25 protein-coding genes are annotated in these 26,092 nt (G+C 42.6%); 10 read left to right on the top strand and 15 right to left on the bottom strand.

What is annotated here, in order from left to right:
* Positions 1 to 62 precede the first annotated feature (62 nt).
* A complete protein-coding gene (locus N7E81_RS16990; RefSeq protein WP_263050795.1) occupies positions 63 to 1,958 on the top strand; it encodes an ATP-binding protein in 1,896 nt (631 codons plus the stop codon).
* Here N7E81_RS16990 and N7E81_RS16985 read toward each other — a convergent pair.
* From N7E81_RS16985 to N7E81_RS16975, 3 genes are read right to left on the bottom strand one after another with little or no spacing between them, the layout of a single operon-like run.
* Positions 1,955 to 3,007 carry a vWA domain-containing protein gene (locus N7E81_RS16985; protein ID WP_263050794.1) on the bottom strand — a complete coding sequence of 351 codons (1,053 nt, stop codon included), beginning with the start codon at positions 3,005 to 3,007 and terminating at the stop codon, positions 1,955 to 1,957. The two genes, N7E81_RS16990 and N7E81_RS16985, sit on opposite strands and share 4 nt — an antisense overlap.
* The gene (locus N7E81_RS16980; protein ID WP_263050793.1) at positions 3,000 to 3,893 is read right to left on the bottom strand and encodes a hypothetical protein; all 894 of its coding nucleotides are present in this window, start codon (positions 3,891 to 3,893) and stop codon (positions 3,000 to 3,002) included. The genes N7E81_RS16985 and N7E81_RS16980 overlap by 8 nt, the downstream gene beginning before the upstream one ends.
* A complete protein-coding gene (locus N7E81_RS16975) occupies positions 3,886 to 4,764 on the bottom strand; it encodes a DUF58 domain-containing protein (RefSeq protein ID WP_263050792.1) in 879 nt (292 codons plus the stop codon). The genes N7E81_RS16980 and N7E81_RS16975 overlap by 8 nt, the downstream gene beginning before the upstream one ends.
* Before the next feature lie 86 nt (positions 4,765 to 4,850).
* On the opposite strand from N7E81_RS16975, the gene N7E81_RS16970 reads away from it, so the two are divergent.
* The 6 genes from N7E81_RS16970 to N7E81_RS16945 all read left to right on the top strand — a co-directional run bounded on the left by N7E81_RS16970 (position 4,851) and on the right by N7E81_RS16945 (position 10,416).
* Positions 4,851 to 5,414 carry a DUF4296 domain-containing protein gene (locus N7E81_RS16970; protein ID WP_263050791.1) on the top strand — a complete coding sequence of 188 codons (564 nt, stop codon included), beginning with the start codon at positions 4,851 to 4,853 and terminating at the stop codon, positions 5,412 to 5,414.
* Between the two features lie 9 nt (positions 5,415 to 5,423).
* Entirely contained in the window at positions 5,424 to 7,811 is a 2,388-nt protein-coding gene (locus tag N7E81_RS16965; RefSeq protein WP_263050790.1) for an endonuclease MutS2, read from the top strand.
* Positions 7,812 to 7,816: 5 nt separating this feature from the next.
* A complete protein-coding gene (locus N7E81_RS16960) occupies positions 7,817 to 8,044 on the top strand; it encodes a cytochrome b5 domain-containing protein (RefSeq protein ID WP_263053098.1) in 228 nt (75 codons plus the stop codon).
* A 101-nt stretch (positions 8,045 to 8,145) separates the two neighbouring features.
* A complete protein-coding gene (locus N7E81_RS16955) occupies positions 8,146 to 8,985 on the top strand; it encodes an N-acetylglucosamine kinase (RefSeq protein ID WP_263050789.1) in 840 nt (279 codons plus the stop codon).
* A gap of 53 nt (positions 8,986 to 9,038) precedes the next feature.
* A complete protein-coding gene (murQ, locus tag N7E81_RS16950) occupies positions 9,039 to 9,854 on the top strand; it encodes an N-acetylmuramic acid 6-phosphate etherase (RefSeq protein ID WP_263050788.1) in 816 nt (271 codons plus the stop codon).
* Entirely contained in the window at positions 9,847 to 10,416 is a 570-nt protein-coding gene (locus N7E81_RS16945) for a hypothetical protein (RefSeq protein ID WP_263050787.1), read from the top strand. Before murQ ends, N7E81_RS16945 begins: the two co-directional genes overlap by 8 nt.
* Positions 10,417 to 10,526: 110 nt before the next feature.
* On the opposite strand, the gene N7E81_RS16940 is transcribed toward N7E81_RS16945, so the two are convergent.
* From N7E81_RS16940 to N7E81_RS16895, 10 genes are all read right to left on the bottom strand, one after another.
* Entirely contained in the window at positions 10,527 to 11,771 is a 1,245-nt protein-coding gene (locus N7E81_RS16940) for a DEAD/DEAH box helicase (RefSeq protein WP_263050786.1), read from the bottom strand.
* A 166-nt stretch (positions 11,772 to 11,937) separates the two neighbouring features.
* A complete protein-coding gene (locus N7E81_RS16935) occupies positions 11,938 to 12,261 on the bottom strand; it encodes a 2Fe-2S iron-sulfur cluster-binding protein (protein ID WP_263050785.1) in 324 nt (107 codons plus the stop codon).
* A complete protein-coding gene (locus N7E81_RS16930; RefSeq protein WP_263050784.1) occupies positions 12,258 to 12,722 on the bottom strand; it encodes a hemerythrin domain-containing protein in 465 nt (154 codons plus the stop codon). The genes N7E81_RS16935 and N7E81_RS16930 overlap by 4 nt, the downstream gene beginning before the upstream one ends.
* Positions 12,719 to 13,039, bottom strand: coding sequence for a phosphoribosylpyrophosphate synthetase (locus N7E81_RS16925; RefSeq protein ID WP_263050783.1), 321 nt, complete (start codon positions 13,037 to 13,039; stop codon positions 12,719 to 12,721). Before N7E81_RS16925 ends, N7E81_RS16930 begins: the two co-directional genes overlap by 4 nt.
* 83 nt (positions 13,040 to 13,122) lie before the next feature.
* Entirely contained in the window at positions 13,123 to 13,860 is a 738-nt protein-coding gene (gene ric, locus N7E81_RS16920; protein ID WP_263050782.1) for an iron-sulfur cluster repair di-iron protein, read from the bottom strand.
* Complete coding sequence (locus tag N7E81_RS16915; RefSeq protein WP_263050781.1) at positions 13,790 to 14,311, bottom strand: hypothetical protein; 522 nt, start codon at positions 14,309 to 14,311, stop codon at positions 13,790 to 13,792. Before N7E81_RS16915 ends, ric begins: the two co-directional genes overlap by 71 nt.
* Positions 14,308 to 14,697, bottom strand: a complete 390-nt coding sequence (locus N7E81_RS16910; RefSeq protein WP_263050780.1) for a group III truncated hemoglobin — start codon at positions 14,695 to 14,697, stop codon at positions 14,308 to 14,310. Before N7E81_RS16910 ends, N7E81_RS16915 begins: the two co-directional genes overlap by 4 nt.
* A 59-nt stretch (positions 14,698 to 14,756) precedes the next feature.
* Positions 14,757 to 15,191 carry an RrF2 family transcriptional regulator gene (locus N7E81_RS16905; RefSeq protein WP_263050779.1) on the bottom strand — a complete coding sequence of 145 codons (435 nt, stop codon included), beginning with the start codon at positions 15,189 to 15,191 and terminating at the stop codon, positions 14,757 to 14,759.
* A 279-nt stretch (positions 15,192 to 15,470) separates the two neighbouring features.
* On the bottom strand, positions 15,471 to 15,770 hold the full coding sequence (locus tag N7E81_RS16900; protein ID WP_263050778.1) for a VF530 family protein: 300 nt from the start codon (positions 15,768 to 15,770) through the stop codon (positions 15,471 to 15,473).
* A complete protein-coding gene (locus N7E81_RS16895; protein ID WP_263050777.1) occupies positions 15,770 to 17,083 on the bottom strand; it encodes a DEAD/DEAH box helicase in 1,314 nt (437 codons plus the stop codon). Before N7E81_RS16895 ends, N7E81_RS16900 begins: the two co-directional genes overlap by 1 nt.
* Positions 17,084 to 17,161: 78 nt before the next feature.
* Here N7E81_RS16895 and N7E81_RS16890 point away from each other — a divergent pair, with 78 nt between their 5' ends.
* Positions 17,162 to 18,703 (top strand): SDR family NAD(P)-dependent oxidoreductase, encoded by a 1,542-nt coding sequence (locus tag N7E81_RS16890; protein WP_263050776.1) that lies wholly within the window; start codon positions 17,162 to 17,164, stop codon positions 18,701 to 18,703.
* A 117-nt stretch (positions 18,704 to 18,820) separates the two neighbouring features.
* Positions 18,821 to 19,432 carry an FKBP-type peptidyl-prolyl cis-trans isomerase gene (locus N7E81_RS16885; RefSeq protein ID WP_263050775.1) on the top strand — a complete coding sequence of 204 codons (612 nt, stop codon included), beginning with the start codon at positions 18,821 to 18,823 and terminating at the stop codon, positions 19,430 to 19,432.
* 178 nt (positions 19,433 to 19,610) lie between these two features.
* Here the strand turns inward: N7E81_RS16885 and N7E81_RS16880 are convergent, their stop codons facing one another.
* Entirely contained in the window at positions 19,611 to 23,189 is a 3,579-nt protein-coding gene (locus N7E81_RS16880) for a choice-of-anchor I family protein (RefSeq protein ID WP_263050774.1), read from the bottom strand.
* Positions 23,190 to 23,708: 519 nt separating this feature from the next.
* On the opposite strand from N7E81_RS16880, the gene N7E81_RS16875 reads away from it, so the two are divergent.
* On the top strand, positions 23,709 to 25,268 hold the full coding sequence (locus N7E81_RS16875) for a sulfatase family protein (RefSeq protein WP_263050773.1): 1,560 nt from the start codon (positions 23,709 to 23,711) through the stop codon (positions 25,266 to 25,268).
* 85 nt (positions 25,269 to 25,353) lie between these two features.
* On the opposite strand, the gene N7E81_RS16870 is transcribed toward N7E81_RS16875, so the two are convergent.
* Complete coding sequence (locus N7E81_RS16870) at positions 25,354 to 25,968, bottom strand: PorT family protein (RefSeq protein WP_263050772.1); 615 nt, start codon at positions 25,966 to 25,968, stop codon at positions 25,354 to 25,356.
* Positions 25,969 to 26,092 lie beyond the last annotated feature (124 nt).

Here is a 26,092-nt window from a genome sequence, read left to right as displayed (position 1 = left end):
ATTTCTATTTAGGGGCAATTCTTGGTCTATTATTCAGTGGGCCTGTTTTTACATCATCAGTTATGGCATCCAGTGATTTATATAAATCAAAGGGTGATTCCTGTGCCAATGTGCTGGATTATGAGCATGCAGTACAATATTATGAGCAGGCTTTGAGGTTTGATGAACAGGATAGTTCACTACAGGTCTATTTAAATCTACACAACCTTATCGGGGGGATATATTATAAACAGGGCTTTTTTATTAAAGCCGATAAGCAGTTTGGTCTCGTACTTCAGGTTGCAGGTGAGCATCAGTACTATAAAGAAAAAGCAACGGCACTCATGGGGCAGTCGCATATCCTTTGGAGATATGGAGACAATGTAGCGTCTATTGAAAAAGTGCTCTCCAGTATAGACCTGTTTAAATCATTGGCAGATACCGTTCAGATCGTAGAGGCATCTAACATTCTAGGGGGTATTTATCTGAGCACAGGAGAAATCTCAAAAGCGAAGGAGATTTATGAAGAAACTTTAGCCATAGCTATGGCGAGTATGGATTCTGCGGGTATGGCTAGCTCATTAGAATATCATGGCGTAATCAAATATTTTGAAAACGATATGATGCAAGCGATCAAATATTACAATAGTTCATTAGCAATCAATCTTAAAATAAAGAACGAGTTGGATGCTGGAATTACTTATGGCAATTTGGCTGAAGCTTACTTGCGGATGAATGATTACAAACAGGCTTTAGAATATTTATCCATATCAGAGGATATTTTGCTAAGGCATAATTTTAACTCAGGTTTAATCTTTACGAACTCCTGCATTGGGGAGAGTTGGGTGGGGCTTAGAAATTATAAACAGGCACATGAGCGATATAACAAAAGCCTTGAACTCATAGCGCTGACAGGCGAATTAAGAGAAAAACCGAGGGTGTTGGCACTTATTTCTGCCTGCTTTGCTACTGAAGGTAAATATTATGAAGCCTATCAGGTGCATCAGGATTATGCGATTGCTCAGGATTCATTCAACATCATTAATCAAAACGAAAAGCTCATGAACATCATGAGTAAATATGAATTTGAAAAAAAAGAGCAAGAGAATTTATTCCTGCAAAAAGAAAATCAGATAAAAGAGCTTGAGTTGGCTTCAAAACAGTCAGTTATCAAGTTTCAATATCTAGCAGGAGGAGTGTTGATCTTTTTTTTGATTATTACGCTTTACCTGTTTGTTAGGCTATATAAAAATAAAGTATTGTTGGATCAATCCAATCAAGCGAAAGACAAACTGTTTGGTTTCATCGCTCATGATATTAAGTCGCCACTGGCTAATATTCAAATGATGGTACAAATGCTTGATCAAGGGTTGGATTTAGACAAGTCGGAGCGCTCAAAATTTTTATCAGGTTTGAGTGAGTCGGCATCTTCCGTTGTGCAGCTGACGGATGACTTGATTGCATGGTCTTTGGCACACCAAAGAGGGATCGAGCTTAAGCCGACTAATGTTTTGATTGGTGAAGTGGTGAAGGAAACTCTAGATCTTTTTAGGACACAAATCCAATTCAAGAAAATTGAAGTGGATTCGGATATTTTACCCTATATCTCAGCTAGGGTGGATCAGAAAGCTTTTTCATTCATTTGTCGGAATGTGATATCAAACGCAATAAAATTTTCTGAACGGGGAGGAGAAATTAGCATTCGTGTGGTTGAAATAGAACCAAAAGGAAAAAAAGGAGCGATGGTTGGGTTGAAAATTAGGGATGAAGGTGTAGGAATGACCAAAGATCAGGTCGCTCAGCTCCTCTCAGAGCAGATCTATGAATCCACCAGAGGAACAGTCAATGAAAAAGGGAGTGGCTTAGGCCTCAATATGGTCAAAGAGTTTGTGGAGAAGTCTAATGGTCATATTAAAATTAAAAGCAAACCAGGAGAGGGGACTAAATTTTCAGTTTTTCTCCCTACTGATACAGACTAGTCTTGTAGTACGTTGCTCACAAAGGTCGATTTGAGCATCATCCAAAACAATAACATAACAATGGCCCATTTTAAATAAATGGGATAGAAATCAGTGGTGTCTCGAAACCTGTTTTCTTTAATTTCTGCCTTTTCATACTTGTCGATCAGCTCGAATACACTTTCTAGGGCTTGGTTGTCAGATACTCTGTAGAACTTGCCATGACCTATCTCCGCGATCTTGCGCAGAGTGGTTTCGTCCAGGGTATTTTCCACATATCTGGTTCGGCCAAAAAAGTCTTTGCCGAAAGGGACTTTGCCTTCTTTGCCTATGGCGATGGTGTATATTTTGATGTTATACGCACTAGCAAGCTCTGCAGCCGTTACAGGATCTATATTCCCTGCGGTATTGTCTCCATCACTGAGAAGGATCATTACCTCCGATTTGGAATCGGATTCGCGCATACGATTGGTTGCTACGGCCAGCGCACTCCCAATGGCCGTTCCACCTTTTTCGATCAGGTCAAACGAAATGCCATCGATGTACTCGCCTAATAGTTCGTAATCCGAGGTAAGTGGTGACCTAGAGTACGCCTCTCCAGAGAAAACGACCAGGCCGATACGGTCTTGAAATCTACCCGCGATAAAATTGCGTGCCACGTCTTTGGCGGCTTCGAGTCTATTGGGTTTGAAATCTTCAATTTGCATCGATTCTGAGATGTCTATCACCAGCATGATGTCGATCCCTTCCGTCCATTGTTCTACTTTTTCGTTGGTTTTCTGTGGGCGAGCCAGCGCAATAACCAATAGAGAGACGAAAATTAAAAAAATGAGATTAGGGAGGTGTCTGAGTAGTGCCGACGGACTCCATTTGATATCTTTTCTGACCAAAGCGATGGCCAAATTTTTCTTCTTGCTCAGACTCCATAGCCACCAGATGAGGATGAATAGTGGAATCAATGCAAAAGCATAAAGAAAAATTACATTGTCCCATTGAAAATTCTCGAACGTGGATGGTTTGAACCAATCCAATGCATACCAATTAGCTCCGCTGTTTTGTTCCTCACCCATGGCTTACCTCTTTAGTTTTCGTGCGATATCTTTCCAATGTAAAATCTTCTAGTGCTTCGAAGTTTTTATGCATTTCTTCATGGCTAATGGCGCCATAGATTGCTCGGTCGATCGTTTGGAGCACGTCTTTTAGTTCTTTTTCAAACCCTACTTTCAATATTTCCTTGGAGGTATACTTGGTGAATGGTCGATCTTCCAGCTTCTCCATATACTTTTTCCAAATGACCAGAATTTCTTCGATGAGTTGGGTGTTGTTTTGTTTTTGTTTGATTTTGATAATGCCTCTTTCAAATTCCAAAGAGAATTTTTCATAAGCTTTGCGCATGCGATAGCGCTTGATTTTGGCTCGTATGCTTTTTCCAAAGAAGAAAAATAGGCCAAGTGCCAATATCAACAGTATGCCTAGTCCAATCAGGAAGTAAGGGTAGTTGAAGGTATAGCTCACCGCTTGAAAAGTCACATTTTCTTTAAACTGTAATGAGTCTGGTACCATCGTTACGAGTTCTTTGAGGAAGATAGAATCGGGGTTGGCCAAGATTACGGTACTGTCGTTGCCATTGAGCAAGTAGACTGGCACCTGAAGCTGCTGTACGAGATCGATTTCGAATGTAGACAGAGTATATACGGCACTATCATATGCGTGTGTGCTGTCGGTGCGGGTAGGAAAGAAGGTTTTGCTATAAAACTCAAAAGGAGCGTAGCTGTGGGTGGAATCTGGAAATACCACCTGCCAGTCTATTGGGTACTTGACCGATAGGGAGTACTGCACCTCTTGGCCGATCATGACGCTATCTTTTAGAAATTTGCCGAAAGGCGAAATTTCTTGTGCATGATTGATCGAAAATACAAAGCTGAATAATATGCCTAACGAAATGCCTTTACCCACTTTTTCTCATTTTATTTCTCACTTTAAACAATCGGATCAGCTTAGGTACGTAGTCTTCATCCGTACGGACATTGGTGTAGTTGGCTTGGTTTCGTAGACAAAATCGTTCTAATTCTTTTTGCCTCTCGCCATAGGTCTGGTCTAGCAATTTTCTAAACGATCCCGAGGAGGTATTTTTCCATACGGTCTTACCACTTTCTTGGTCGTGTAGCGGTACTATACCCAGATTGGGGAAAGTAGTTTCTCGTTTGTCCGATACTTGCACCACTACCAAATCGTGCGCTCTCGCCAGCGATTTTAGATTGTGCTCGTAGTTTTCGTCCACAAAATCCGAAATAAGCACGACCACACTTTTCCGTTTCAGTAGATTCAGTGTAAACTGGATGGCTTTTGCCAAATTCGTTTGCTTAGATTCAGGTTCTAAATTAAAAATATTAGAAATGATGTTGAAAGAATGTTTGAGTCCTTTGCCTGGTTTTACATATTTTTCTTTTTGATCTGAAAAACAAATAAGACCGACTTGGCTATTTTCTTTGATGGCAGAGATAGACAGTAGTGCGCAGATTTCTTTACTGATGTCTAGTTTCTGGTTTCCTGCCTTACCGATTTTTTGAGAGGCGCTGACATCGAGGATGAAAAATACGTTTTGTTCTTTTTCTTCTTTGAAGGTTTTTACAAAAGTGCCGTGCCCCTTAGCCGAAACATTCCAGTCGATGGAGCGTACATCATCCCCGTATTGATAGGAGCGCACATCGTCGAATTCCAGACCAGAGCCTTTGAAAATCGAATGAAAGTCGCCTTGCATCTGGGAATTTATAGCCTTCCTGATCCTGATCTCGTATTTCCTAAGCTTCTTGAGGATGTCCTTCATTCATTGTACTTTTGAGGCGCTAAAATTAAGCCATTACTTAATATTATGGGTTTGTGAAAAAATATTTTTTGTTAATAAATGTTATCGTGGGATTCAGTTGTAGTTCTACCAAAGACCAGCAGGAGATTATTCCTTCAGCTACTATGGTCGAATTGCTAATAGACATACACATACTGGAAGCCAGGGTGGATAAGTTGCGTCTTTCCAATGACTCCGCCTATGCGGTGTACAATACACTAGAAAGAGAACTATTCGAAAAACGTGGTGTGGACAAGCCTCAGTATGAAGTCAGCTATCAATACTACTTGTCTAATCCAATCTTGCTCGACAAAATCTACACCATAGTGGTAGACAGTCTCAATGTGATACAGAAGCGCGGCTATCAGGAAGATTCGGAGTTGATGCAGGTGAAGCTAGAGAATGATTCGATGGCAGTTGAGGGAGACTCCTTGACAATGGAGCAGGACTCTTTGTCAGTATCACTAGATTCTTTAGCTGTAGATTCGCTGTTTGTGCTACAAGATTCTTTGGCTATAGTTGATTCATTGTTGGTTCCACGAGATTCATTGACTATAGCCAGCGATACACTGAGGCAGAGAAAAGCGACTATTAAGCCACGAGCAATCACACGAGATTCAGTATTAAAATAATTATTATTCTTGAATTTTTATCCAAAAGATATTGAGGTCAAATTAGGTTTTGACAAAATTAAGCAGTTGATCAAAGACCGGTGCTTGAGTACATTAGGTGAGGACTATGTGGATCGTTTGACGCTGACAACCCATACGTCCAAAATCAATGAGTGGATGGACCAGACCCGTGAGTTTATTAAGATTCTCTCCAGTGGATCATCATTTCCTCAGTCCAATTATACAGATGTTTCCCCTAGCCTCAAGCGGGCCGAATTGCCAGGCAATTTCCTAGACGAAGATGAGTTTTTTGATGTAAAATTGGTACTGGGTACTTTATTGAAAATGCTTCGATTTTTTGAACATCATCAGGAAGATTATCCCGTGCTGAGCGAGCGCGTGTCGCATATTGATTTGGGCGACTCTTTGTATATAGAACTAGAGAAAAAAATAGACGAAAAAGGACAGCTTAGGGATGATGCCAGTCGTGAGCTGATGTCTATTCGTAGCGCCATATCCAAAAGCCAAATACGAGCGAGGACGGCCGTTAATAAAATATTGAAAGAAGCCAGCAAGCATGGCTATTGCCCAGAAACACCAGCACTGACCATCAGAGAAGGTAGAATGGTGATCCCTGTGTTGGCAGAGCACAAGCGACACGTCAAGGGGTTTGTACATGATGAATCAGCCACAGGGCAAACCGTGTACATGGAACCAGCAGAGGCCTTGGAGATCAACAACGAAATTCGTGAGCTCCAGTATGCTGAACGTAGGGAGATAGTTAGGATATTGACCGTACTGACGGATGAATTGAGGGGGCATTTGCCTGAAGTGAGAAAAGGTATAAAAATCCTCGGTGTTATCGATTTCATACGAGCCAAAGCCAAATTTGGTATCGATTTCGATTGTACCTGTCCTGAGCTTTCAAAAAGTCAAAAGATCAACTGGCAGCGAGCGAGACATCCTATACTAGAGGCAGCTCTAAATGAACAAGGAAAAAAGATTGTTCCGCTTCATATTTCGCTGTCGCGAGAAAAAAGAATAATGCTTATCTCTGGCCCTAATGCCGGCGGCAAGTCAGTCTGTATCAAGACGATAGGTCTACTCCAATATATGGTGCAATGTGGGTTGCCAGTCTCAGCATCGGAAAGCTCAGAATTTGGCACTTTTCAAGCCATTTTTATCGATATAGGAGATGAACAATCGATAGAAAACGACTTGAGTACTTATAGTTCGCACTTGACGAACATGAAATATTTTTTGGAAAACGCCACACGAAATACGCTCTTTCTTATTGATGAGTTTGGCACAGGTACCGAACCTCAGTTTGGCGGAGCCATCGCAGAAGTGGTATTGCTAGAGCTTAATAAGGCACAGTCTTTTGGTGCTATCACCACCCACTATGGCAACCTGAAAAAAGTAGCGGATAAGGAAAACGGCATTGTGAATGCGGCGATGAAATTTGACGTGAAGCAGCTAGAGCCGATGTACGAATTGGAAATCGGTAAGCCAGGTAGTTCGTTTGCTTTGGAGATTGCAGGCAAGATTGGTCTAAATCCAGAAATGCTCAATCGAGCCAAGAAGAAGGCGGGTATTTCACACGTGCAGTTTGATCGATTGCTGAGTGAACTTGAATCAGAGAAAAATCAAATTGCTAAAGATAAAAAGGCGATTGAAGCAAAAAATGCTCGACTTTCTGATGCTATCAAGGACTATGAAGATCTGAAAAAATATCTGGAAAAGGAGAAGACGAAAGTCATCAAGCAAGCGCAAGATGAAGCGGCTCGTGTGATTCAGTCTTCGAATAAGAAAATTGAAGCCACTATCAAAGCCATCAAGGAGTCCAAAGCAGACCAGAAGCGTACACTCGAAGCTCGCGAAGCGCTCAAAGCACACGCCGAAAAAGTAGTAAAAAAAGAGGCGGTAAAGGAAAAACCAAAAGTAGTGGATGTAAGCCCTATACAGGTAGGCGACAAAGTGCAATTGAAGTCTGGGGCAGTAGGAGAGGTGGATAGCATCAAAGGCAAGCATGCAGAATTGTTGCTGGGTGGTCTCAAGTCTAGAGTCAAGCTTAATGATTTGGTGAAGATATCTTCAAAGGAATTCAAGAAAACGACGGATCAGCGAGTGCAGACGATGACGGGTATCAACCTCAATGACAAGATGGCGAGTTTTAGTGCCACGCTAGATATCCGAGGAGTAAGGGCGGAAGAAGCGATAGGTAAGGTAGAATACTACATCGACGAAGCGCTACTATTGGGGTATGTAGAAGTGAAAATACTGCATGGAAAAGGACATGGCGTCTTGCGTGAACTGGTTCGAAATGTCTTGCGTGAAAACCCTAAAGTGCTGAGTGCCAAAGATGAACATATAGAGCACGGTGGTGCAGGTATCACGGTAGTGACTTTGGGGGATTGATGGAGCTGCCTGTATATACCAAACAACAACTTGCTTTGCGCAATGGGCAAGATAGAGAAGAAATCTGGGTGGCTTTAGATGGCCAAATCTACGATGTATCTGCTTCGCGCATGTGGAGAGATGGTAAGCATTACGAGCATTGGGCAGGACAAGATCTTACCGAAGAATTGGCCGAAGCGCCACATACAGCCAAGGTCTTTGAGAAGTTTGAAGTGATTGGTAAATTGGCGTAAAAATCCACCATATAATCGTTGACATACTCATCGAATCTACCAGAATTTGTTATTTTCGAAGCTCGCACAAAAGCAAACAGTGCTTAACACTCAAGAAAGGTATGATTCTAATAGCAGAAAGCGGCTCTACAAAGACAGAATGGAGGGTCATTGATTCCAAACAAAATGTATTTCATGCCCGGTCGGGAGGGATCAATCCGTATTATTTGGATGCTTCTGGTATATTGGAGGTGATGCGTATGGGATTGATCGAATATATCGATACGCCATTCAAAGAGGTGTATTTCTATGGAGCGGGTTGCTCGTCCAATAGAAATAAGCAGACGATTAGAGATTGTTTTATGCAGCTTTTCCCAAATGCTAAAATTGAGGTCAATCACGATATGTTGGCTGCGGCGCGTTCACTTTGCGGTATCGAACCCGGTATTGCCTGTATCCTTGGTACAGGATCTAATTCCTGCCTGTATGATGGTATAGGAATCATAGAAAATGTACGGTCGCTGGGCTATATCTTAGGAGATGAAGGAAGTGGCAATTACCTAGGTAAGCAGTTTTTAAAACACTATTTCAAAAAAGAACTTCCTGTCTATATTAGAGAACAGTTTGATGAAGAATTCGGCTTAGAGGCACCTGATATTCTCAACAATATCTACCATCATCACATGCCGATTTTATATCTGTCGAGCTTTTCCAAATTTATCTTTAAGTACCTTAAAGATCCTATGATATATCAATTGGTGTACGATGCGTTCAAACGATTCATAGAGGTCAACGTGATGAAGTACACAAACTATAAAAACGTGCCTGTACATTTTACCGGATCGGTAGCCTATTATTATGAAGAGGTACTCAGAAAAGTAGGTGCCGACATGGATATCCAAATCAAAGACATTGTGGTGGGGCCTATCGATGGGCTCATTGCCTATCACCAGCCGAAGTAAAAAATACTCTGATTTCCCTTCCCATTTCCGTTGGATTCCTTCATTTTTGAAACATGAAGAATACGACCGAATCCCCTTCGAACTATACCGACCTGCAGCACATGTCGGTGACCGACTTGCTTACCAATATGAACAAGGAGGATCAAACGGTGCCTATGGCTGTAGAGAAGGTCATCCCTAGTATAGAAGCCCTCGTACAGCAGATAGTAGCCAAGATGTCCAAGGGTGGTCGTTTGTTTTACATTGGAGCTGGTACCAGTGGTCGATTGGGTGTGGTAGATGCTTCTGAGATACCTCCTACCTATGGTTTGCCGCAAGGCAAAGTGGTGGGTGTGATCGCAGGTGGCGACGGCGCCATTCGCAAGTCTGTGGAGCATGCCGAGGACGATCCGAAGCAGGCTTGGCGAGATGTACAGGCTTTCGGTATTTCCGATAAGGATGTACTGATCGGTATTGCGGCCTCGGGGCGTACGCCCTATGTGATCGGCGGTTTGGCGCAAGCCAATGCGGCCGGATTGGTGACGGGTTGCATCACCTGCAATACAGGTAGCGAAATGGCTGCCACGGCACAATACCCCATAGAAGTAGTCGTAGGGCCAGAGTTTGTGACGGGCAGCACACGTATGAAAGCTGGTACTGCACAAAAGCTGGTACTCAATATGATCTCTACGGCTACCATGATCAGGCTCGGTCATGTACAAGGCAACAAAATGGTAGATATGCAGTTAAGCAATGAAAAGTTGGTAGATCGGGCGATTCGTATGGTGATGGAAGAGACGGGTATAAGTAGAACTAAAGCAGAGCTACTCGTAAAATCACAGGGGTCTGTCAGAAAAGCAATCGATCACTACAACGCTGAAGATGCATAACATAGAACCTTATAGCGGCTGGCTCAAACATTATGATTCGGCTAATGACCCCTTGTCGCCTTTTCATGGTAAGGAGTACAACTACAATCTATATTCAGAGACGATCTATGGCTACTATATCGATCCAGCTTGGGACAATTTTGGCTCAGAGACCTTGTATCTCAAGACTTTGTTTGCAGACTATGATCTGGGCTATGTAATCCTGGAGTTTATCGGAGAGTGGAACGATGCCATCAACAACGACATCATGAACCTCAAACGAAACATCCTCGATGAACTACAGCTCGAGGGAATCAATAAGTATATTTTGATCGGTGAAAATGTACTGAATTTTCATGGATCAGACGATAGCTACTACGAAGAGTGGCTCGAAGACGTGGAGGATGGCTGGATAGTAGGCATAGGTTTTAGGGATTTTGTGGTCGAAGAAATGACCAACTATAACGTAGATGGCTACATCAATTTTGGTGGTTCGCTCGATATCCAAAACTGGCGGACCGTAAAGCCACTCTCTCTGTGTCAGGCGATAGATAGCTTAGTTATGAAACGGTTGGGGATGTAGGTGTCTCGTTACTTGATGAGACTTGTTTAATAAGTTATTTGAGGTTAAGTAATCTATTCGAGGATTAACATTTTCTTCAAAATAGTCACATGAAAAACAAATCTGGTAGACTAACGTCTACCAGATTTGTTTTTATTTCTATTGGCGAAAAATTCCTGCTTGCGGCGTTGTTTTTCTTTGTTCCATTCTTTTTTCTCTGCGTCTGTCATCGGCTTTTCCGTTTGGGGAAACGGCTGATCTTTGATCACAGGGATGCTTTGTTTGGTCAGCTTCTCTATGTCCTTCACCAGTGTGTTTTCTTCAGGCTCAGACATAGTGATGGCGATACCAGACTCCCCTGCACGACCAGATCTACCTATGCGGTGTACATAAGTCTCAGCAGCCTCGGGCACGTCGAAATTGATTACATACTTGAGCTTGTCGATGTCGATGCCACGTGCAGCGATATCTGTAGCTACCAATACCCTGAGCTTGCCCGATTTGAAATCGGTCAGTGCTTTTTGGCGTTGGTTTTGAGCTTTGTCGCCATGAATAGCCGCCGACTTGATTTTGTGCTTTTGCAAATCCCGAACGATACGATCGGCGCCGTGCTTGGTTCTTCCAAAAATTAATACCTGATCCATTTTTTCATCCTTGAGGATGTGCATCAGCAGTTTTTTCTTGTCGGATCTGTTGGTATAATACAAGTATTGTTGGATAGTCTCAGCAGTAGATGAGACTGGACTTACTTCTATTTTCTTAGGGTTGGTCAGTATTTCGTTGGCCAGATTGAGGATGCTTTTGGGCATGGTGGCGGAGAAGAAGAGCGACTGTCGCTTGGTTGGCAAGAGCTTCAGTAGTTTCTTTACGTCGTTTACAAAACCCATGTCGAGCATACGGTCAGCTTCGTCGAGTACGAAAATTTTGACCTGACTTAGTGAAATATGACCTTGTGTGATCAAGTCGAGTAATCGGCCTGGTGTGGCGACTAATACATGCACACCACGTTTCATTTTTTCTACTTGCTGTCCTTGCTTTACGCCACCGAATATCACGGCGTGTTTCAGGTTCGTGTATTTGCTGTACAGGCGGATGTTGTCGTCGATCTGTATGGCTAGCTCACGTGTAGGTGTCACGATTAGGGACAGGAGTTGAGGCTTTCCGCTTTTTCCTTCTTCCAATTCGTGGATACGCTGGATGATAGGTATAGCAAAAGCAGCTGTTTTACCAGTGCCTGTTTGGGCACAGCCCATCACGTCATTTTGTTGCAATACCAGCGGTATGGCTTTTTCTTGTATGGCTGTAGGTTCGGAGTAGTTTTTATCTTGGAGCGCCTTCAATATAGGCGCAATGAGTGGCAATTCGTTGAATTTCATTCCCTGCTTTATGTGCTTTAATGTGCTGAAATGCACTTCGGCATCTCTCTATGCCGCAAAGGTAGGTATAAGTGTTGCCAAATAAGTTTTTATTATGAAAGTAAATACTTGCGGGCTCGTTTCGTGCATGGCATGAGAGAGGACTTGTTACTAAGTAGGTGAGTACCTATACTTCTATCAAGGTCAATTCAGTGCCTTCTAGATCAGGTGAAACAAAGAGCTGGCACGACAAACGGGTGCCTGGATCATCTAGCCCATATTTGTGTAAGGTAGCTGGTTCGTTTCTTTCTTTGATGGTGGATTCGCCAGAGAGTCCTTGGGTATTTATCACGCAAGTCGCACATCTACCCATGCCGCCGCATTCACCAAAATCGTCGAGGAGCAGCTGGTCTTTGATGAGAGTCATCACATTGGGATAAGCATCAGGGTAAGTGGAAAGAGAGTGGTTATGACCTTCTACAACTACGGTAAACTGAATGGTGTTTTTCATTTTTTCCAAAAAGGGTCTGATAGGTTCTCTACAAATTTTTCCTCTTGATGTACTTTATCGATGTGTTGCAGCTGTTCGGCTGTAGCCACGGATTGGATTTCGTTGAATAATACCCGCTCTTCAAACCGAATATGACTTTCTAGCTCTTCTTCGATCAGACTTATCTTTTTTTCGAGTTCATCTTTTGCTTCAAACAACCTTTTGAGTCGGCGGTGCTCAGCTTTGGCTTTAGTCACCATTTCGTGTTGCTCGTCCAAAATAGGAAAGAGGTGTTTTTCTTCTAATTCAAAATGGGGGAGTAAGTGCTCCTGATAAAACCAGTCTGTATATTTTTTGATTCTTTTGATGGGTATGTTTAGGCTTAGACCTGTTCTGATTTTCCAACAGAGCAGGAGTCCTTGATGGTGTTCTCGGCTGATGGGTTTGAGGTGTTCGTTCCTTTTAATGGGTGTTGGTTTCATAGGTGTGTATTTAGATGCTTAATGATTTGAAAAGTGGAGGTGTCGGCATCTACCCCATAGGCGTTTACCAATATGCCTTTGATATCGTGATGCATAGACGAAATGGCATAAACGATCATTTCGTCTGATGGATCGGTATCTCCTTCGAATCGATGTACTTCGTCGATTACAAATTCATCAGGAGAGAGTTGTTTGCTTGTGCTTTGGCAAACCAGACATTCGTTCTCAGCGAGTACTTTCAAGTCTGTGGTGTAGCCTCGTTGGGTCAAGCCCTTGGTGGCTTCACTCACGGTGTCGTAGAAGATTTGTTGGCTCATGGTATCGTTATTTAGTTTTAAAAATTCATGTAGCAGGCTGGTTTATGATTTTTCAAACCAGCCTATACTTCTAAACGGTTAGATCATTCGATCGTTGTTTTATTCATGTTTTGTTCTAAAACTACGGCTTTAGGAAACAAAATATTATTTTCTAAATGAATATGTAAATGCAAGTCGTCTTCAAACTCTTGGAGCAAGGCAAAGGTGACAGCATATGTGTTGCATGCTTCTTTTGGAGGGGTGTAGTTGTTGCTGAGCGTAGCTATTTTAGCAAATCGGTCTCCTTCCGTTTCGTGTTCCATCATCATCATTTGTATGGGGTTTTGTACGGTGCCAAAATGCACCCCTTCCCATGACTGACCTTCGCTTTGTTTTTTTACCATTTTTCTAACGATAGGAAATAGAATCAGCTCTTCCTTTTTCATATGGGCGGCCAGTTCGCCAGCAGCTTCGTCAAAGAGCTTTTTGATTTCTATAAGCTCAGGATGTTGTGCGCCGTGCACGTTACAAATTTTATTGAGATAGGGCTGGATCTCAATTGTTTTTTCTTGCACATATCGGTGGTGTTTCTTTTCGATATAATCGGCTAGTAGGTCCAATGGCCAAGTTTGAAAGTCGATTGTGGCACTTTCCGTTTGGTTGATCTCAGCTTCCAGTTCTTCGATCACTGTTTTTAGATAGTCGGGAGAGGTTTGGCAGGCTTCGTCCAATGTCCTGTTGCCTTTACAACAAAAATCTATGTTGTGCTTTTTAAATACGCGAGCTACTTTGTAGTGTTGTGCTACCAGTTCGCCAATGATTTGATTCTCTTTGATTTTCATGATAAGCGTTTTTTAAATGTGCTCTAAATTGTTTGATGCCGAATATTATCAGCGATGATATTTTTACTATTTCTGTGCCCACATATATCAAATGGTATGGGGCGGAAGGTATTTCTATTCCTTGAATGAGCAGTTCGGCTCGATGGTCGAGTACAGGCAGGAGCCAGACGGTCTGGAGGGTCAGTAGGACTACGGATATCCAGTAGTAGCCATTCGGGTTGTTTAGTAGAGGTTCTTTGTTGGCTAGGTAGGAGATCGCTATAGCCAATGCTAGTACCCATTCTACTTTATTGAGTGCGAAAAACACCAATCTACCAATACCCAAACCGAGCGTGACCGTAATGCCTGGTGCTTGAAATTTGAGCCAGGCCTCCATAAAACTAATGGCACCTACAAACCCTATCCATAGAAATACAGACGCAGTAACGAGGGGATATTTTACGGTTTTCATAGTAGTGGCTTGCTTTTGTTTTCGCGGTGATACTCAATTTTGGATAGAAACATTTCAGCCATGCGTTGACCTTGCCATTTGGCTCTTTCTGCTTTCTCGCCGTGAAACTCCTCGTCAATGGTCTGAAAAAACAACTGAATCCAGCGGTCGAAATGCTCTGCTGCTATGGGCAAATTAGCGTGAGGTAAAAATGGGCTGCCAAAGTAGGTGTGCTCCTCCAGAAGCACCGTTTGCCAAAACCGATACATCTTCTCTAGGTGCTCTGGCCAGCGGTTGCCAATACGAGCATTAAAAATATCAGCGAGTACATCGTCTTTACGTACTTTAGCGTAGAAGCTGTTTACTAGCTTTTTGATGTCTTCTATTTGTAGAATCTCTTGTGTCATGATTAGTGGGTCACTTTTGTATTATAGCTGATCAAATTATCCTTAATTCAATCTATTTTTCACCTCTTCAAATAAGTCAAACCAATGTCTAGTCCTGTGGCAAGTTCATATAGACTGGTGCTTTCGAGCATGTGTCGGAGTTCGTTGCGTACTTTGGCAAACTGCTCATGTACAGGGCAGGGTTGTGATGCATCACAGGCTGTTAGTCCCAGCCCGCAGCCTTTATAGATGGAGTCACCATCTATGGCATCTACAATTTGACTAAGTTTTACTTCATCTATTCGCTTGGGGTCGATCAGGAAGCCTCCTGTAGGTCCTTTGGTCGAATCTATGATGCCACTACGCACCAATTGTTGCAGCACCTTGGCGGTAAATGCTGTCGGTGATTCTATATTGTTGGCAATATCGATCAGACCTACTTTGTTGTCTTTGAGCGACTGCGAAGAGACATAGATACTGGCTCTGATTCCGTACATACATGCTTTTGAAAACATAATTGCTTTGTTTTATGAATCAAAAGTACAGCTATTCTTTAATAAAGGATAATTTTATCCTTTATTAAAATCATGATAATAATCATATAAGGGGAGGGAAATATGGATGGATGATTACATTTCAAATGCTTGATTAGATTAGCCACGCTTTTGCTAAACTTGCACCAGTGATGTGGTTAGTTTTGATGATAGCATAACTTGCCGATGTGGATTCCCAGAAAGCTCCTGCATCGCTTCGGGGAATGACGATGCTCCCCACTAGCAGGTTCAGCTCTATTTTCAATCTGATTTCTTCTTGTAGTACCTAGGCTTTCCTGGTTCGCGTTTGGGTTTCACTCGGCGGCTATAGCCACGCTTGAGTACATGTAGGTAAAAGCGCTCCAATTTTTCTCTGGCCCAGGGTGTCTGTCGGAGAAATTTCAAACTTGATTTGATAGAAGGGTCGTGGGTAAAACATTTTATATTGACCTCTTGACCTAGGTTTTCCCAGCCACATTTTTCTACCAACTCTTCGAGCATATCTGCTAGTTTTACCCCATGCAGAGGGTTGTTGGGCTGTTCGTTTGGAGTATCACTCATTAGTCTAATGGGCTAATTCTTACTTTCTTCTTTTTCAATCTACTGTTGTTCAACTGCTGTATAAGTGAGTTGGCTTTCGATTGGGGCACGGCCACAAATGAGCAGTCTTGCTTGAGTTCGATCATCCCCAATTCTTCTTTGTTTAGGTTTCCCTGTTTCATAAACAACCCTGCAATGTCGCCTTTTGAGATTTTATCTTTTCTACCGCCAGAGATAAAAAGTGTCGTCCATTCGCTATCGTGAAACCTAGCCGAACCGCTAATTGTTTCCTCATCTAATCCTTTAATGAAGTCAGGCAGTTTTTCGTTTTTGCCTTTCAGTAAATAGGCAGTGCCGTCCTGCTGCATACGAGCTGTCCGTCCATTTCTGTGCGTAAACTCTTCTTTTTTGGGTGGCAATTGATAGTGGATGATAAAGTCCAAAGCGGGCACGTCAATCCCTCTGGCTGCCAAGTCAGTAGCCAGCAGCAATCGGCTTGTGCCATTTCTAAATTTGATCAAAGCACGTTCACGGTCTTGTTGTTCTAGTCCGCCATAAAAACAAGCATGGCTGATCTTGTGATCATATAGCGCATCGCTCACTTCTTGGATGGTGTCTTTGAAATTGCAGAAAATAATGCCACTGCCTTCACCGATGTGTCCGATCAGCTGTATCAGTGCGTTTAGCTTGTCGCTTGACGAAGCAGTAATGAGTTTGAGCGTGAGTTTGCTTTCGTCATCGCTTAGAAAATTGAGATTTTCTGGATTACGAATGCTTACGAAGTCAGGAATTTCTACTTTTTGGGTGGCAGAGGTCAGTATTTTTTTTGTGTTAGCGGGTAGAGATTCAATGATCTCGGTCATTTCGGGTTCGAAGCCTACCTCTAAGGATTTGTCAAATTCATCGAGCACTAAGGTATGGATATGGCTAGTGTCGATGGTTTCTCTGCGGAAGTGATCTGCGATTCGGCCAGGTGTACCGATCAAAATAGCAGGCGCTCGTTTCAAGTCTATTTTGTCTTTAGACCCTGCGCGTCCGCCATAGACGGCATTGGCTTTAAAGCCACTACCCATCTCTCGTACTACCTGTTCGATCTGAATGGCCAATTCCCGTGAAGGAACCAAGATCAAAAGTTGTACTTGCTCTAAGCTAACGTCTAAGTAAGGTAAAAGAGGTAATAAAAATGCTAACGTCTTGCCAGTACCTGTAGGAGAGAGGAGTACCACTTCGTCATGATGGGTGATGGCTTCTTGTGCAGCAATTTGCATGGGATTGAGTTGGCTGATGCCCAATTTGCTGAGGATGGCCGCTTGATCTTTGATTTGTCCTGACATGCGGCAAAGGTAGGGTTAATTTTCACCTATTAAAGAGGTTACTTCAAGTAAGCTCTTTAATATATCTTTGCGCCTCGAATGGAAACAGAGAAGAAAAATATCAGTAAGGAAGAACTTGAGGCGTGTTTGGCTACGCTTCAAGGATTGGTAGATAATAGTGAGGCGCTAGTAGAGCTGACGGAAGAGCAGCGAGTGGCTTTGATGAAAGCAGCAGGTGAGGTGTCTCGCCCAGACAGAACCGAATTGCGCAAGCGAAGAAAAGACCTCAAAAACAAAGAAAAAACGGAAATCAGGAAGCAAGACAAGCAAGCCCGAGAAGCCACAGGTATTCGCTCGGCACGCACGGCTAAAATCTTCGAAGCTCCTGATCAGATCCTGCTTCCTGCTGCCAAGCTGGATATGGAAGGGCAAGAGCTGAATTCGCCTCGCAACTGCTATGTGTGCAAAGCTGAATATACCAAGCTGCATCCTTTCTACGATACCATGTGCGAGACCTGTGGAGACTTGAATTATGCCAAGCGCTTTCAGACTGCTGACCTGACAGGGCAAGTAGCTTTGATGACTGGCTCACGGCTGAAAATCGGCTATCATGTCACGCTCATGATGCTTCGAGCAGGGGCGACTGTGATTGCTACTACTCGTTTCCCAGCCGACTCTGCCATTCGATTTGCCAAAGAAAAAGATTTTTATAAATGGAGTGATCGATTGCATATCCATGGGTTGGACTTGCGTCACACGCCGAGTGTGGAGCTGTTTTGTACCTACATCGAGCAGACCTACGATCGCCTAGATATTCTGATCAACAATGCCGCTCAGACTGTTCGTCGTCCGCCAGGGTTTTATGCACATATGATGGAGAAGGAGAGTTTGCCTTTTCACGAGCATTCGGTGGATGTGCAGCAGTTGCTTACGAGCCATCACAACTGCCTCGATCGTATCGGAGCGGTAAGCTCATCAGGAAAAGATACTTCTACGTTGGCAGTGTCTTGGAATGAGAAAGCGCCAGGTCTTGGGCTGCGTGCTTCTGCACAATTGTCGCAGATTCCATACAGCTACGATGGGGCTTTGCAAAATGAAGAGGTTTTCCCCGAAGGGAAACTGGATGTGGATCTGCAGCAGGTAGACTTGCGTACGACCAACTCTTGGAGACTTAAATTGGGAGAGGTGCCTACTCCAGAACTTTTAGAGGTTCAGTTGGTCAATTCCATCGCACCTTTTGTGCTTTGCAACCGCCTTTCTACCATGATGAAAAGAGAAAATACGGGTATCAAGCACATCGTGAACGTGACGGCTATGGAGGGCAAATTTTATCGATTCAAAAAAGAACCACGCCACCCACATACCAACATGGCTAAGGCTGCGCTCAATATGCTGACGCATACATCGGCAGGAGAATTAGCCAAATATGGCATTTATATGAATGCTGTAGATACGGGTTGGGTGACGGATGAAGATCCTGCTCAAATTGCTAAATTCAAAGAAGAGGTACATGACTTTCAACCCCCGCTTGATATTGTGGATGGTGCTGCTCGTGTGATGGATCCTGTTTTTGATGGTATCAATAGGGGCGAGCACTGGTGCGGTAAATTCTTAAAGGACTACTTTCCGATTGATTGGTAGTATTGAATTCAAAATCTTAATGAAAGCCTGTGGTGTTTCATAAGAAAATGAAAACGGTATCGGTTTGATAGCCTTTTCGAAAGGCCTACCTTTGCACCTTTATTAAAAAAAGAGACAATGACAGAATTAAATACTGAAGAGCAAAAATTCAGTTACGGACTAGGACAAAGCGTAGGTACCAATTTTATCAACGAAGGATTTAACACCATTTTTGATCTGGATGCTTTTATGAGTGGAATGGGTGATGCATTTGCTGGCCACAGCGAATTGACAGTTGATGAAATCAACCAAGTGATCCAAAAGAAAATTGGCGAATTGAAAGCAGAAGCTGCTGGTGATGCTAAAGAAAAAGGTGAAGCATTCTTGGCTGTAAATGCCGTAAAAGAAGGAGTAACTACTTTGCCTAGCGGGTTGCAATATGAAGTGATCGAGTCTGGCGATGCGTCAGGTACTAAGCCTACACCTGCTAGCCAAGTGACTACGCATTACACAGGTACGTTGATCGACGGAAAGGTGTTTGATAGCTCTGTACAACGTGGTCAGCCAGCTACATTTCCAGTGAATGGTGTGATTGCAGGATGGACTGAGGCTTTACAATTAATGGTGCCAGGGGATAAATGGAGACTTTTTATACCACAAGATTTGGCCTATGGCGAAAGAGGAGCAGGAGCAGACATCGCACCTTTCTCGGCATTGATTTTTGAAATCGAATTGATCGAAGTGGCTTAATTTTAAGTACTGATTAAGAATATTGAAGGTCTTAGCCAAAAGCTAAGGCCTTTTTGTTTTATAACTTAATAGTAAGAATAAAAAAGCACAGTCCAACCTATTTGGACTGTGCTTTAGAAATGTAGTATAAGTGGTTGATACTACGTTGATGTTGTTGTGTTGTGGATGACTCGATTGATTAGTGAGTAATTACTATTTTGGTCGATTGGCCTTGGGCATTTTTCAGGATATAGATACCGTTGGTCAAGTCTGAAGTATGTAAGCTTACCGCATGTGTTCCTTGCTTTAGCTGGGCACCATTCATGTCGTGTAGTGTATAGCTAGTTGGCTGGCTAAAATATACTTTGTCTGATGCTGGTGTAGGATACACTTTTAGTGCGTTAGAGTTTTCTGGAGACACAGCAGTGACCTCAGATGTTTCTTCTTCCTCTTCTTCAGCACTCACTATTACGTTTTTGATGTAATAGACACTTACAGTAGCACTTACTTCATTGGCCATTACGATCAGAGCAGTATCTGCTGGGCTACTCACAGGGTCGATATAGATGATGCCTTCTGGCCCTAAGTCGCCACCTTCATCTTCTCCTAGGTCTCTGTTGTTAGAATAATCAACAAATACTGGAGCTAGTGGGTCTGTGATGTTGTATGTCATCAATCCACCCGTACGCTCTAGTGTAATAAAAGCATATTGCTTGCCGTCGATTTCTGCTACAGTGATTCCTTCTGGCTCAGGTCCTTTGTTGTCACTTCTGTTTTTAAAATTGTTGTTCGAATTGCTGGCATTGAATAGCTCTCCATAAGTAGGATCCAGAGCAGTAATCAATTCGAAGTCATTGCCACTGTCGTAAACGATCTCGTTTGTAGAAGTATTCCAAATACTAAAAGACCTTGCGCCAAAGGCATGAATTTCGTCGAAGTCTCCGTCGTTGTCTGTATCACCTGAGTAGGGAGATACTGCCAATCTGCCGATTGTAAATTCTTTTTTCATCAAGTCAGCTTGAGGGAATGTAGTAGGGTCTAGTACATACTCTGCATCGCTAATGGTCACATCTTCGTCTATTCCATCATACTCACGTTGGTCTCCTTCGTTGGCAGTTACTACATAGGTTACATTATTGACTGTATAGCTAGCAATTGCATCTGGCATATACATGCCTTTTACAGGCCAGTTGGCCATGATCACGTCCTCTGTTTTGTCAGATGCATCCAAAGAGTTTTTAGCCAAACTGTGATCTTTTACGCCCAAAGCGTTGATTTCAGTAATGGTCTTTGTTTCCAAATTGATGGTGGCCAAGGCATTGTTTTCCTGAAGAGACACCCAGGCAGTTTTAGAGTCTGAACTTATGGTGATATACTCTGGTTCCATGTCTTCAGATACAGACGCATTCAAACCAAATACACGTACACCAGCAGTTCTTAAATCATCGATCTGAGTATCAAAAGCATTAAAAGTAAGTGTAGTTACATCACTTTGAGTCAACTCCGTAATGTCACCAGAGATATCGATCATGGAGATGCTACCTTCTGGGTCTACGCTATAGTCGTCATTGGGCTGGCCTTCGTTGGCAGTCAATACGTATTTGCCATCAGGGCTAAATGTAACCATGTCGGGCAAGTTGCCCACAGTCACAGATGAATGAATAACTCCGTCTGTATCCATGAATATGACTTTGCCACCATCGGCAAAATTTTCGCCCACTACAGTTGCAGCTATGAGTCCGTCCTTTACGGCAATACTTGTAGCGCCATTACCATATGAGGTCATGTCAATGCTTTTGATCGAAGTGATCGCTCGTGGATTGCTGAAGTCTAATATTTCCACTTTAGTGGCCGTAGAGTTCAAGACAAACAACCGCTCAGTGTCCTTGTCAAAAGCTACGATCTCTGCAGAACCATCTTCATCTACTAGGTAGCTAGTGGCATGGGCTATGATCAACTCACTAGAAGCTGTAGGAGCTGCTATGTCTTCATTGAGCACATAGACTACTGTCTCAGTGAGAGACCCTAGGTCAGCATGAGCGGCATTGCCCAGTTGTAAGACGAAGAAGTAATCATTGTTATTAGCAGAAGCAGTAAGGTCTACTGTGAAAGTTTGAGATGCAGTACTATTTGCAGGGAAAGTTAAGGTCTTAGTGTCCATAATGATGCTAGACGAACCAAATCCATCTACTAAATCAGCATCTACAGTGATTTCACTTGTAGAAGGATCAGATAGCGTGACGGTGATGGTCACTGTCGCATCTTCGGTGCTTACTGTCACATATTCTTCGTCGAAGCTGAGTGCTGGAGTAGTCACTTCTGTGAAAATACCAGGAGAAGCAAATACATCAAGACCTTCAGATTGAGCTACGAGCGTAGAAGAAGCCACCCAGCTGGCACCATCGTCTGTATCTTTATTTAGCGCAATCAATTCCAATGAAGGGCCATTGCCATCTGCATCAGTAGCCCAAGGACTTGCATCGTCGTATTCTACTTCGAATAGGGTTGTGCCATCTGTATTTTTAATTTGCAACAATTCACCGCCATTGCCCAGCAAATTGCCAGAGCTGGCGGCTAGCGCAAGGAAAGTTTTGCTGTAGAACGTCCCTGCTGCGGTGGGGTTAGTTGCTAGGAGTACTGTTTCACCAGCAGCCAAATCCATTTGGGGAAATGAAAAAGCAAAATTTCCTTCGTCAACGACCTGAATGCCACCCAGGGCTGCAGTAGCTTCTCCAGCGTTGTATATTTCGATAAATTCTAAATCATTAGAAGCATCGGAAGGTGCGTTGTACATGATTTCTGTAATTATCAACTCTGGCGTCGTAGGGTTGAAGTAGAAAGCTTCGCTTGTGTAAGTAGAAGCCATGCTGTTGGAAGCCAAATCTTCGATGTTTGATATGGCCAATGTAGTACTGGCACCTGGAGTCAGACCACTGTGAGAGAGGGTAGCTGTTTGGGTAGGCTCATCGTAAGTAATATCGCTGATTGTAGACGATGGAGAGAAAACATAGTTGGAGGTAGTAGTAGCACTAACTTCATCCACATTTTCAGTGAAAACAACGTGAATTGTATTTTGAGAGACCACTTCAATACCAGCCACATTGGGAGGGGTAACGTCTGTGGCAGAAATTCCAAATGTGGTCGTGTTAAAAGGTAGATCTGGGCTTACAGTGTCATTTTGATCATCGTCTTCAGTATCTTGTATCACCCAGTTAGACATATCGTTGAGATATGAAAGGTATCCGTTTTTGTCGATCCCAGTTTTAGGCCCTACGTATTCTGCTATATCGGCAGTTTCTGTCAATACGATGGCTGTAGAACCCTTGTATAATCCAGAGCCAGACAAGTCTCCAAACCCTGAATCTAGATTAGAGATAGCAGCAAGGAAAGTAGTGACTACACGTACATCAGTGCCGAGGTAAGCAAAGACAGCTTCTCCACTTGATGAAAGACCAGTATCGCCTGTCACAGTGCCGATAGATGCAACACCCGCATCGCTTATTGAAGAAATAGTAATCACTGTGCCTGCAGGAATCGGATTTGCTCCTGATACCCAGATCACGTCCCCTTCGTCGTCGCCGAAAGCGCCGTCAGTCAGTTCCGAATCGGCAAAATAGATGGTCGTATTAGGGGCGATATCCTCGAATGTCACGAAGGCAATATCGTCATCTCCGTCAGTGTTGAAAGCCGTGAAGGCAATGTCTCCAGTAGTTAATTGCGCTTGTGCACTGAGGCCCAAAGCAAGTAAAGTAAGGATGAGTAAACTTTTTAGTTTCATTAGTTCTTTGTTTTATATTGAAAAACAAATCTCATCTTATCATGTTGCTTGGTGGTTTTCGTAGTGTTATCTGTTTGTTGACTATCGTTAGGGTTTGTTAATGGAGTGTAATCAACCCGAGGAATCACTTCAATATAAAATAATATGAGACTTTCATTTAAACCTGCTTTTATGCATTAATGAAATCTATTCCGAGCTGAAACAGTTTCAAATCAGACACTTCGTTTCGTTTTACTCGTCATCATAGCGGTGCTATGCTTTCTTCGCAAAACTTCCTGATTTATCGCTTTTTAACCTCTCATCACCAAGTCCTAATCCATCATGCAGGTTAAAGCTGTGGTGCCTTGAAATAGACAAATAGAGTAGGTGTTGTTTCGTTAAGAAATAAGTTGAAATGTGAATTTTTTCATTTCTAAGAATGAATTAACGTAAAAATTACGTTTTAATTCAAGGATTGCTTTACGGATGAATGAAGTCTTTTTATATTGCTCTTTCCTAATAGATAATAGAGATCAAGATATGAATATGAAACACACATTTTTGGCCATTGTGTTAGGCTGTTTGTATGCCTGCACGCCTACTAAAGAACCATCGCAATCGGAAGAATCTTCCGCTGTACCTAAGCCTAATATTGTAGTCATTTATACAGACGATTTGGGCTATGGAGATATCAGTGCCAATGGATCCAACACGATTAGCACGCCTAATATAGACCGATTAGCTTCAGGAGGAGTGAGATTCGTGAATGGCTACGCTACTTCATCTACTTGTACGCCGAGTAGATATGCTTTGCTCACAGGGGAGTATCCTTGGCGGAAAAAAGGGGCGAGGATTTTGCCTGGCACAGCACCGTTGTTGATAGATACTGCACAGATGACCTTGCCTAAAATGCTCCAAGCCAATGGCTATCAAACGGCCGTAATAGGCAAATGGCATTTAGGACTAGGTACTGGCCATGTAAATTGGAATGAAGAAATCACACCAGGTCCTAATCAGGTAGGTTTTGACGAGTCGTATATCATGGCAGCTACTCAAGACCGTGTACCTACAGTGTATATAGACAATGGTAGAGTGGATGGGTTAGACCCTAATGATCCGATTGAGATCAATTACAAAGAGAATTTTGAGGGTCAGCCGACTGGATTAGATAATCCTGAATTGCTTAAAATGATGTGGCATCATGGACACAATAGTTCTATTGTGAACGGGATACCAAGGATTGGCTACATGAAAGGTGGTGAGTCTGCTAAATGGGTAGACGAAGACATGGCAGATCATTTTTTAACGAAAGCCAAGCAGTATGTGAAAGAGCACAAAGAAGCACCCTTTTTCTTGTACTATGCCATGCAGCAACCTCATGTGCCTCGTACGCCGCATCCGAGATTTGCAGGAAAATCTGGAATGGGTCCCAGAGGAGACGTGATTTTGGAAGCGGATTGGTGTATTGGTGAGTTTATCAAAACTTTGGAAGAGGAAGGAATCTTGGAGAATACCTTGATTGTATTTTCTAGTGATAATGGCCCTGTCATTAATGATGGGTACAATGATGACGCTGTGGAAAAGTTAGGCGATCATAAACCTTGGGGACCGTTTAGAGGAGGCAAGTACAGCTTGTTCGAAGCGGGTACTCATGTGCCTTTTATCACTTATTGGAAAGGGACGATCGAACCAGCAGTTTCTGAGGCATTGGTTTGTCAGGTAGATTTGTTGACTTCCATGGCGCAGTTGGTGGGTAGTACTACAGTGGGCAAGGATAGTGAGCCGATTCTCGATGCCTTTTTAGGGCGTTCTACTTCGGCGAGGGAAGAACTGGTGATCGAAGCTAATACTCGTACGGCTTACAGAAAAGGCGATTGGGTATTGATCCCTCCATACAAGGGAGCGGCGATCAGCAAAGAGGTGAATATCGAATTGGGTAATTTGCCAGATTTCGCATTGTACAATCTCAAAGAAGATCTAGGCCAACAACAAAATTTGGCTGAGACCAATCCAGAAAAACTGGCTGAAATGAAAGCTGGATTTTTTGCTATCAGAGGAGAGGAGTTTAGTAAAAACACAACAAAGCTAGAACTGAAATAAATTAGAGCAGATATTTAAAAGGCCTTATGGTTTTGTCATTTGACAAAACCATAAGGCCTTTTTTAATAAAAAAATGAAAGGGTTGTTAGTTGGCGATTTTTAATAAGATAAAAACCTGAACATAACTGTTGTATAGGTCTTGTCTATCTAATATGCCATCGTATTTCGATATTTTAGTGAAAGAGTAGCTATATCGCATGCCTAAATCCATGAAAAAGGTCACAGAACCACTAATGCTTGCTATGCCAGAAACCTCCATTTTTTTGTTGTAAGTATTTAAAATACTCGTTTTTGTGGAGTCGTTAGAGTGGTTGTTTGCGCCAGCTAAGAAGGAAAACTCAGGTCCTATGCTTAATTTAATCTGTTTTATAGGATAGAAATCGATCAGAAGTGGCATGTTGATATAGTGAAACTTATAGTCGAGTGTGTCGTGGTCTATTTTGGCGCCTTTTCTCATATATCCAAGTTCTAGAGAATAACCAATCCCTAACTTTCCCTCGTCTGGAGCGCTGCAAAAAACTACGCCTAAACCATACGTGCTTCTAGATTGGATTCCTAGGCTAGCATCATTAGATGAATGAAGAGTTGAATTATTGTAACCCCCTTTTATGCCGAAGTATGAATCTTGACTAAAACTGGAGAAGCTAAATATTAGACTAAATAATACAAAAAAAAGTGATTTTAAGTTGGTTGGATTCATTAGGTCTTAGGAAATAGTAAGAGATTATTTGATCGACTTAAGATCGTTTGTTCATAATACTTTGGCTAAGATAGAAAACAATCTTGCAGAATTAATTAACTAGTGAATTTTTAGGCTTAACATC

It is taken from the genome of Reichenbachiella carrageenanivorans (assembly GCF_025639805.1).
GTDB lineage: Bacteria > Bacteroidota > Bacteroidia > Cytophagales > Cyclobacteriaceae > Reichenbachiella > Reichenbachiella carrageenanivorans.
The sequence above is the reverse complement of the archived record's forward strand: the minus strand, read 5'-3'. Positions and strand labels throughout refer to the sequence as shown.

Bases quoted from the DNA above. Each gene is read 5' to 3' on its own strand.
- N7E81_RS16990 (WP_263050795.1), top strand. From the start codon at position 63: ATGGCATCCAGTGATTTATATAAATCAAAGGGTGATTCCTGTGCCAAT.
- ric (WP_263050782.1), bottom strand. From the start codon at position 13,860: ATGAAAATCAAAGAGAATCAAATCATTGGCGAACTGGTAGCACAACAC.
- N7E81_RS16925 (WP_263050783.1), bottom strand. From the start codon at position 13,039: ATGAGCCAACAAATCTTCTACGACACCGTGAGTGAAGCCACCAAGGGC.
- N7E81_RS16890 (WP_263050776.1), top strand. From the start codon at position 17,162: ATGGAAACAGAGAAGAAAAATATCAGTAAGGAAGAACTTGAGGCGTGT.
- N7E81_RS16895 (WP_263050777.1), bottom strand. From the start codon at position 17,083: ATGTCAGGACAAATCAAAGATCAAGCGGCCATCCTCAGCAAATTGGGC.
- murQ (WP_263050788.1), top strand. From the start codon at position 9,039: ATGAAGAATACGACCGAATCCCCTTCGAACTATACCGACCTGCAGCAC.
- N7E81_RS16900 (WP_263050778.1), bottom strand. From the start codon at position 15,770: ATGAGTGATACTCCAAACGAACAGCCCAACAACCCTCTGCATGGGGTA.
- N7E81_RS16985 (WP_263050794.1), bottom strand. From the start codon at position 3,007: ATGGGTGAGGAACAAAACAGCGGAGCTAATTGGTATGCATTGGATTGG.
- N7E81_RS16930 (WP_263050784.1), bottom strand. From the start codon at position 12,722: ATGAAACCAACACCCATTAAAAGGAACGAACACCTCAAACCCATCAGC.
- N7E81_RS16905 (WP_263050779.1), bottom strand. From the start codon at position 15,191: ATGTTTTCAAAAGCATGTATGTACGGAATCAGAGCCAGTATCTATGTC.
- N7E81_RS16875 (WP_263050773.1), top strand. From the start codon at position 23,709: ATGAATATGAAACACACATTTTTGGCCATTGTGTTAGGCTGTTTGTAT.
- N7E81_RS16885 (WP_263050775.1), top strand. From the start codon at position 18,821: ATGACAGAATTAAATACTGAAGAGCAAAAATTCAGTTACGGACTAGGA.
- N7E81_RS16955 (WP_263050789.1), top strand. From the start codon at position 8,146: ATGATTCTAATAGCAGAAAGCGGCTCTACAAAGACAGAATGGAGGGTC.
- N7E81_RS16870 (WP_263050772.1), bottom strand. From the start codon at position 25,968: ATGAATCCAACCAACTTAAAATCACTTTTTTTTGTATTATTTAGTCTA.
- N7E81_RS16935 (WP_263050785.1), bottom strand. From the start codon at position 12,261: ATGAAAAACACCATTCAGTTTACCGTAGTTGTAGAAGGTCATAACCAC.
- N7E81_RS16910 (WP_263050780.1), bottom strand. From the start codon at position 14,697: ATGACACAAGAGATTCTACAAATAGAAGACATCAAAAAGCTAGTAAAC.
- N7E81_RS16915 (WP_263050781.1), bottom strand. From the start codon at position 14,311: ATGAAAACCGTAAAATATCCCCTCGTTACTGCGTCTGTATTTCTATGG.
- N7E81_RS16880 (WP_263050774.1), bottom strand. From the start codon at position 23,189: ATGAAACTAAAAAGTTTACTCATCCTTACTTTACTTGCTTTGGGCCTC.
- N7E81_RS16975 (WP_263050792.1), bottom strand. From the start codon at position 4,764: ATGAAGGACATCCTCAAGAAGCTTAGGAAATACGAGATCAGGATCAGG.
- N7E81_RS16945 (WP_263050787.1), top strand. From the start codon at position 9,847: ATGCATAACATAGAACCTTATAGCGGCTGGCTCAAACATTATGATTCG.
- N7E81_RS16940 (WP_263050786.1), bottom strand. From the start codon at position 11,771: ATGAAATTCAACGAATTGCCACTCATTGCGCCTATATTGAAGGCGCTC.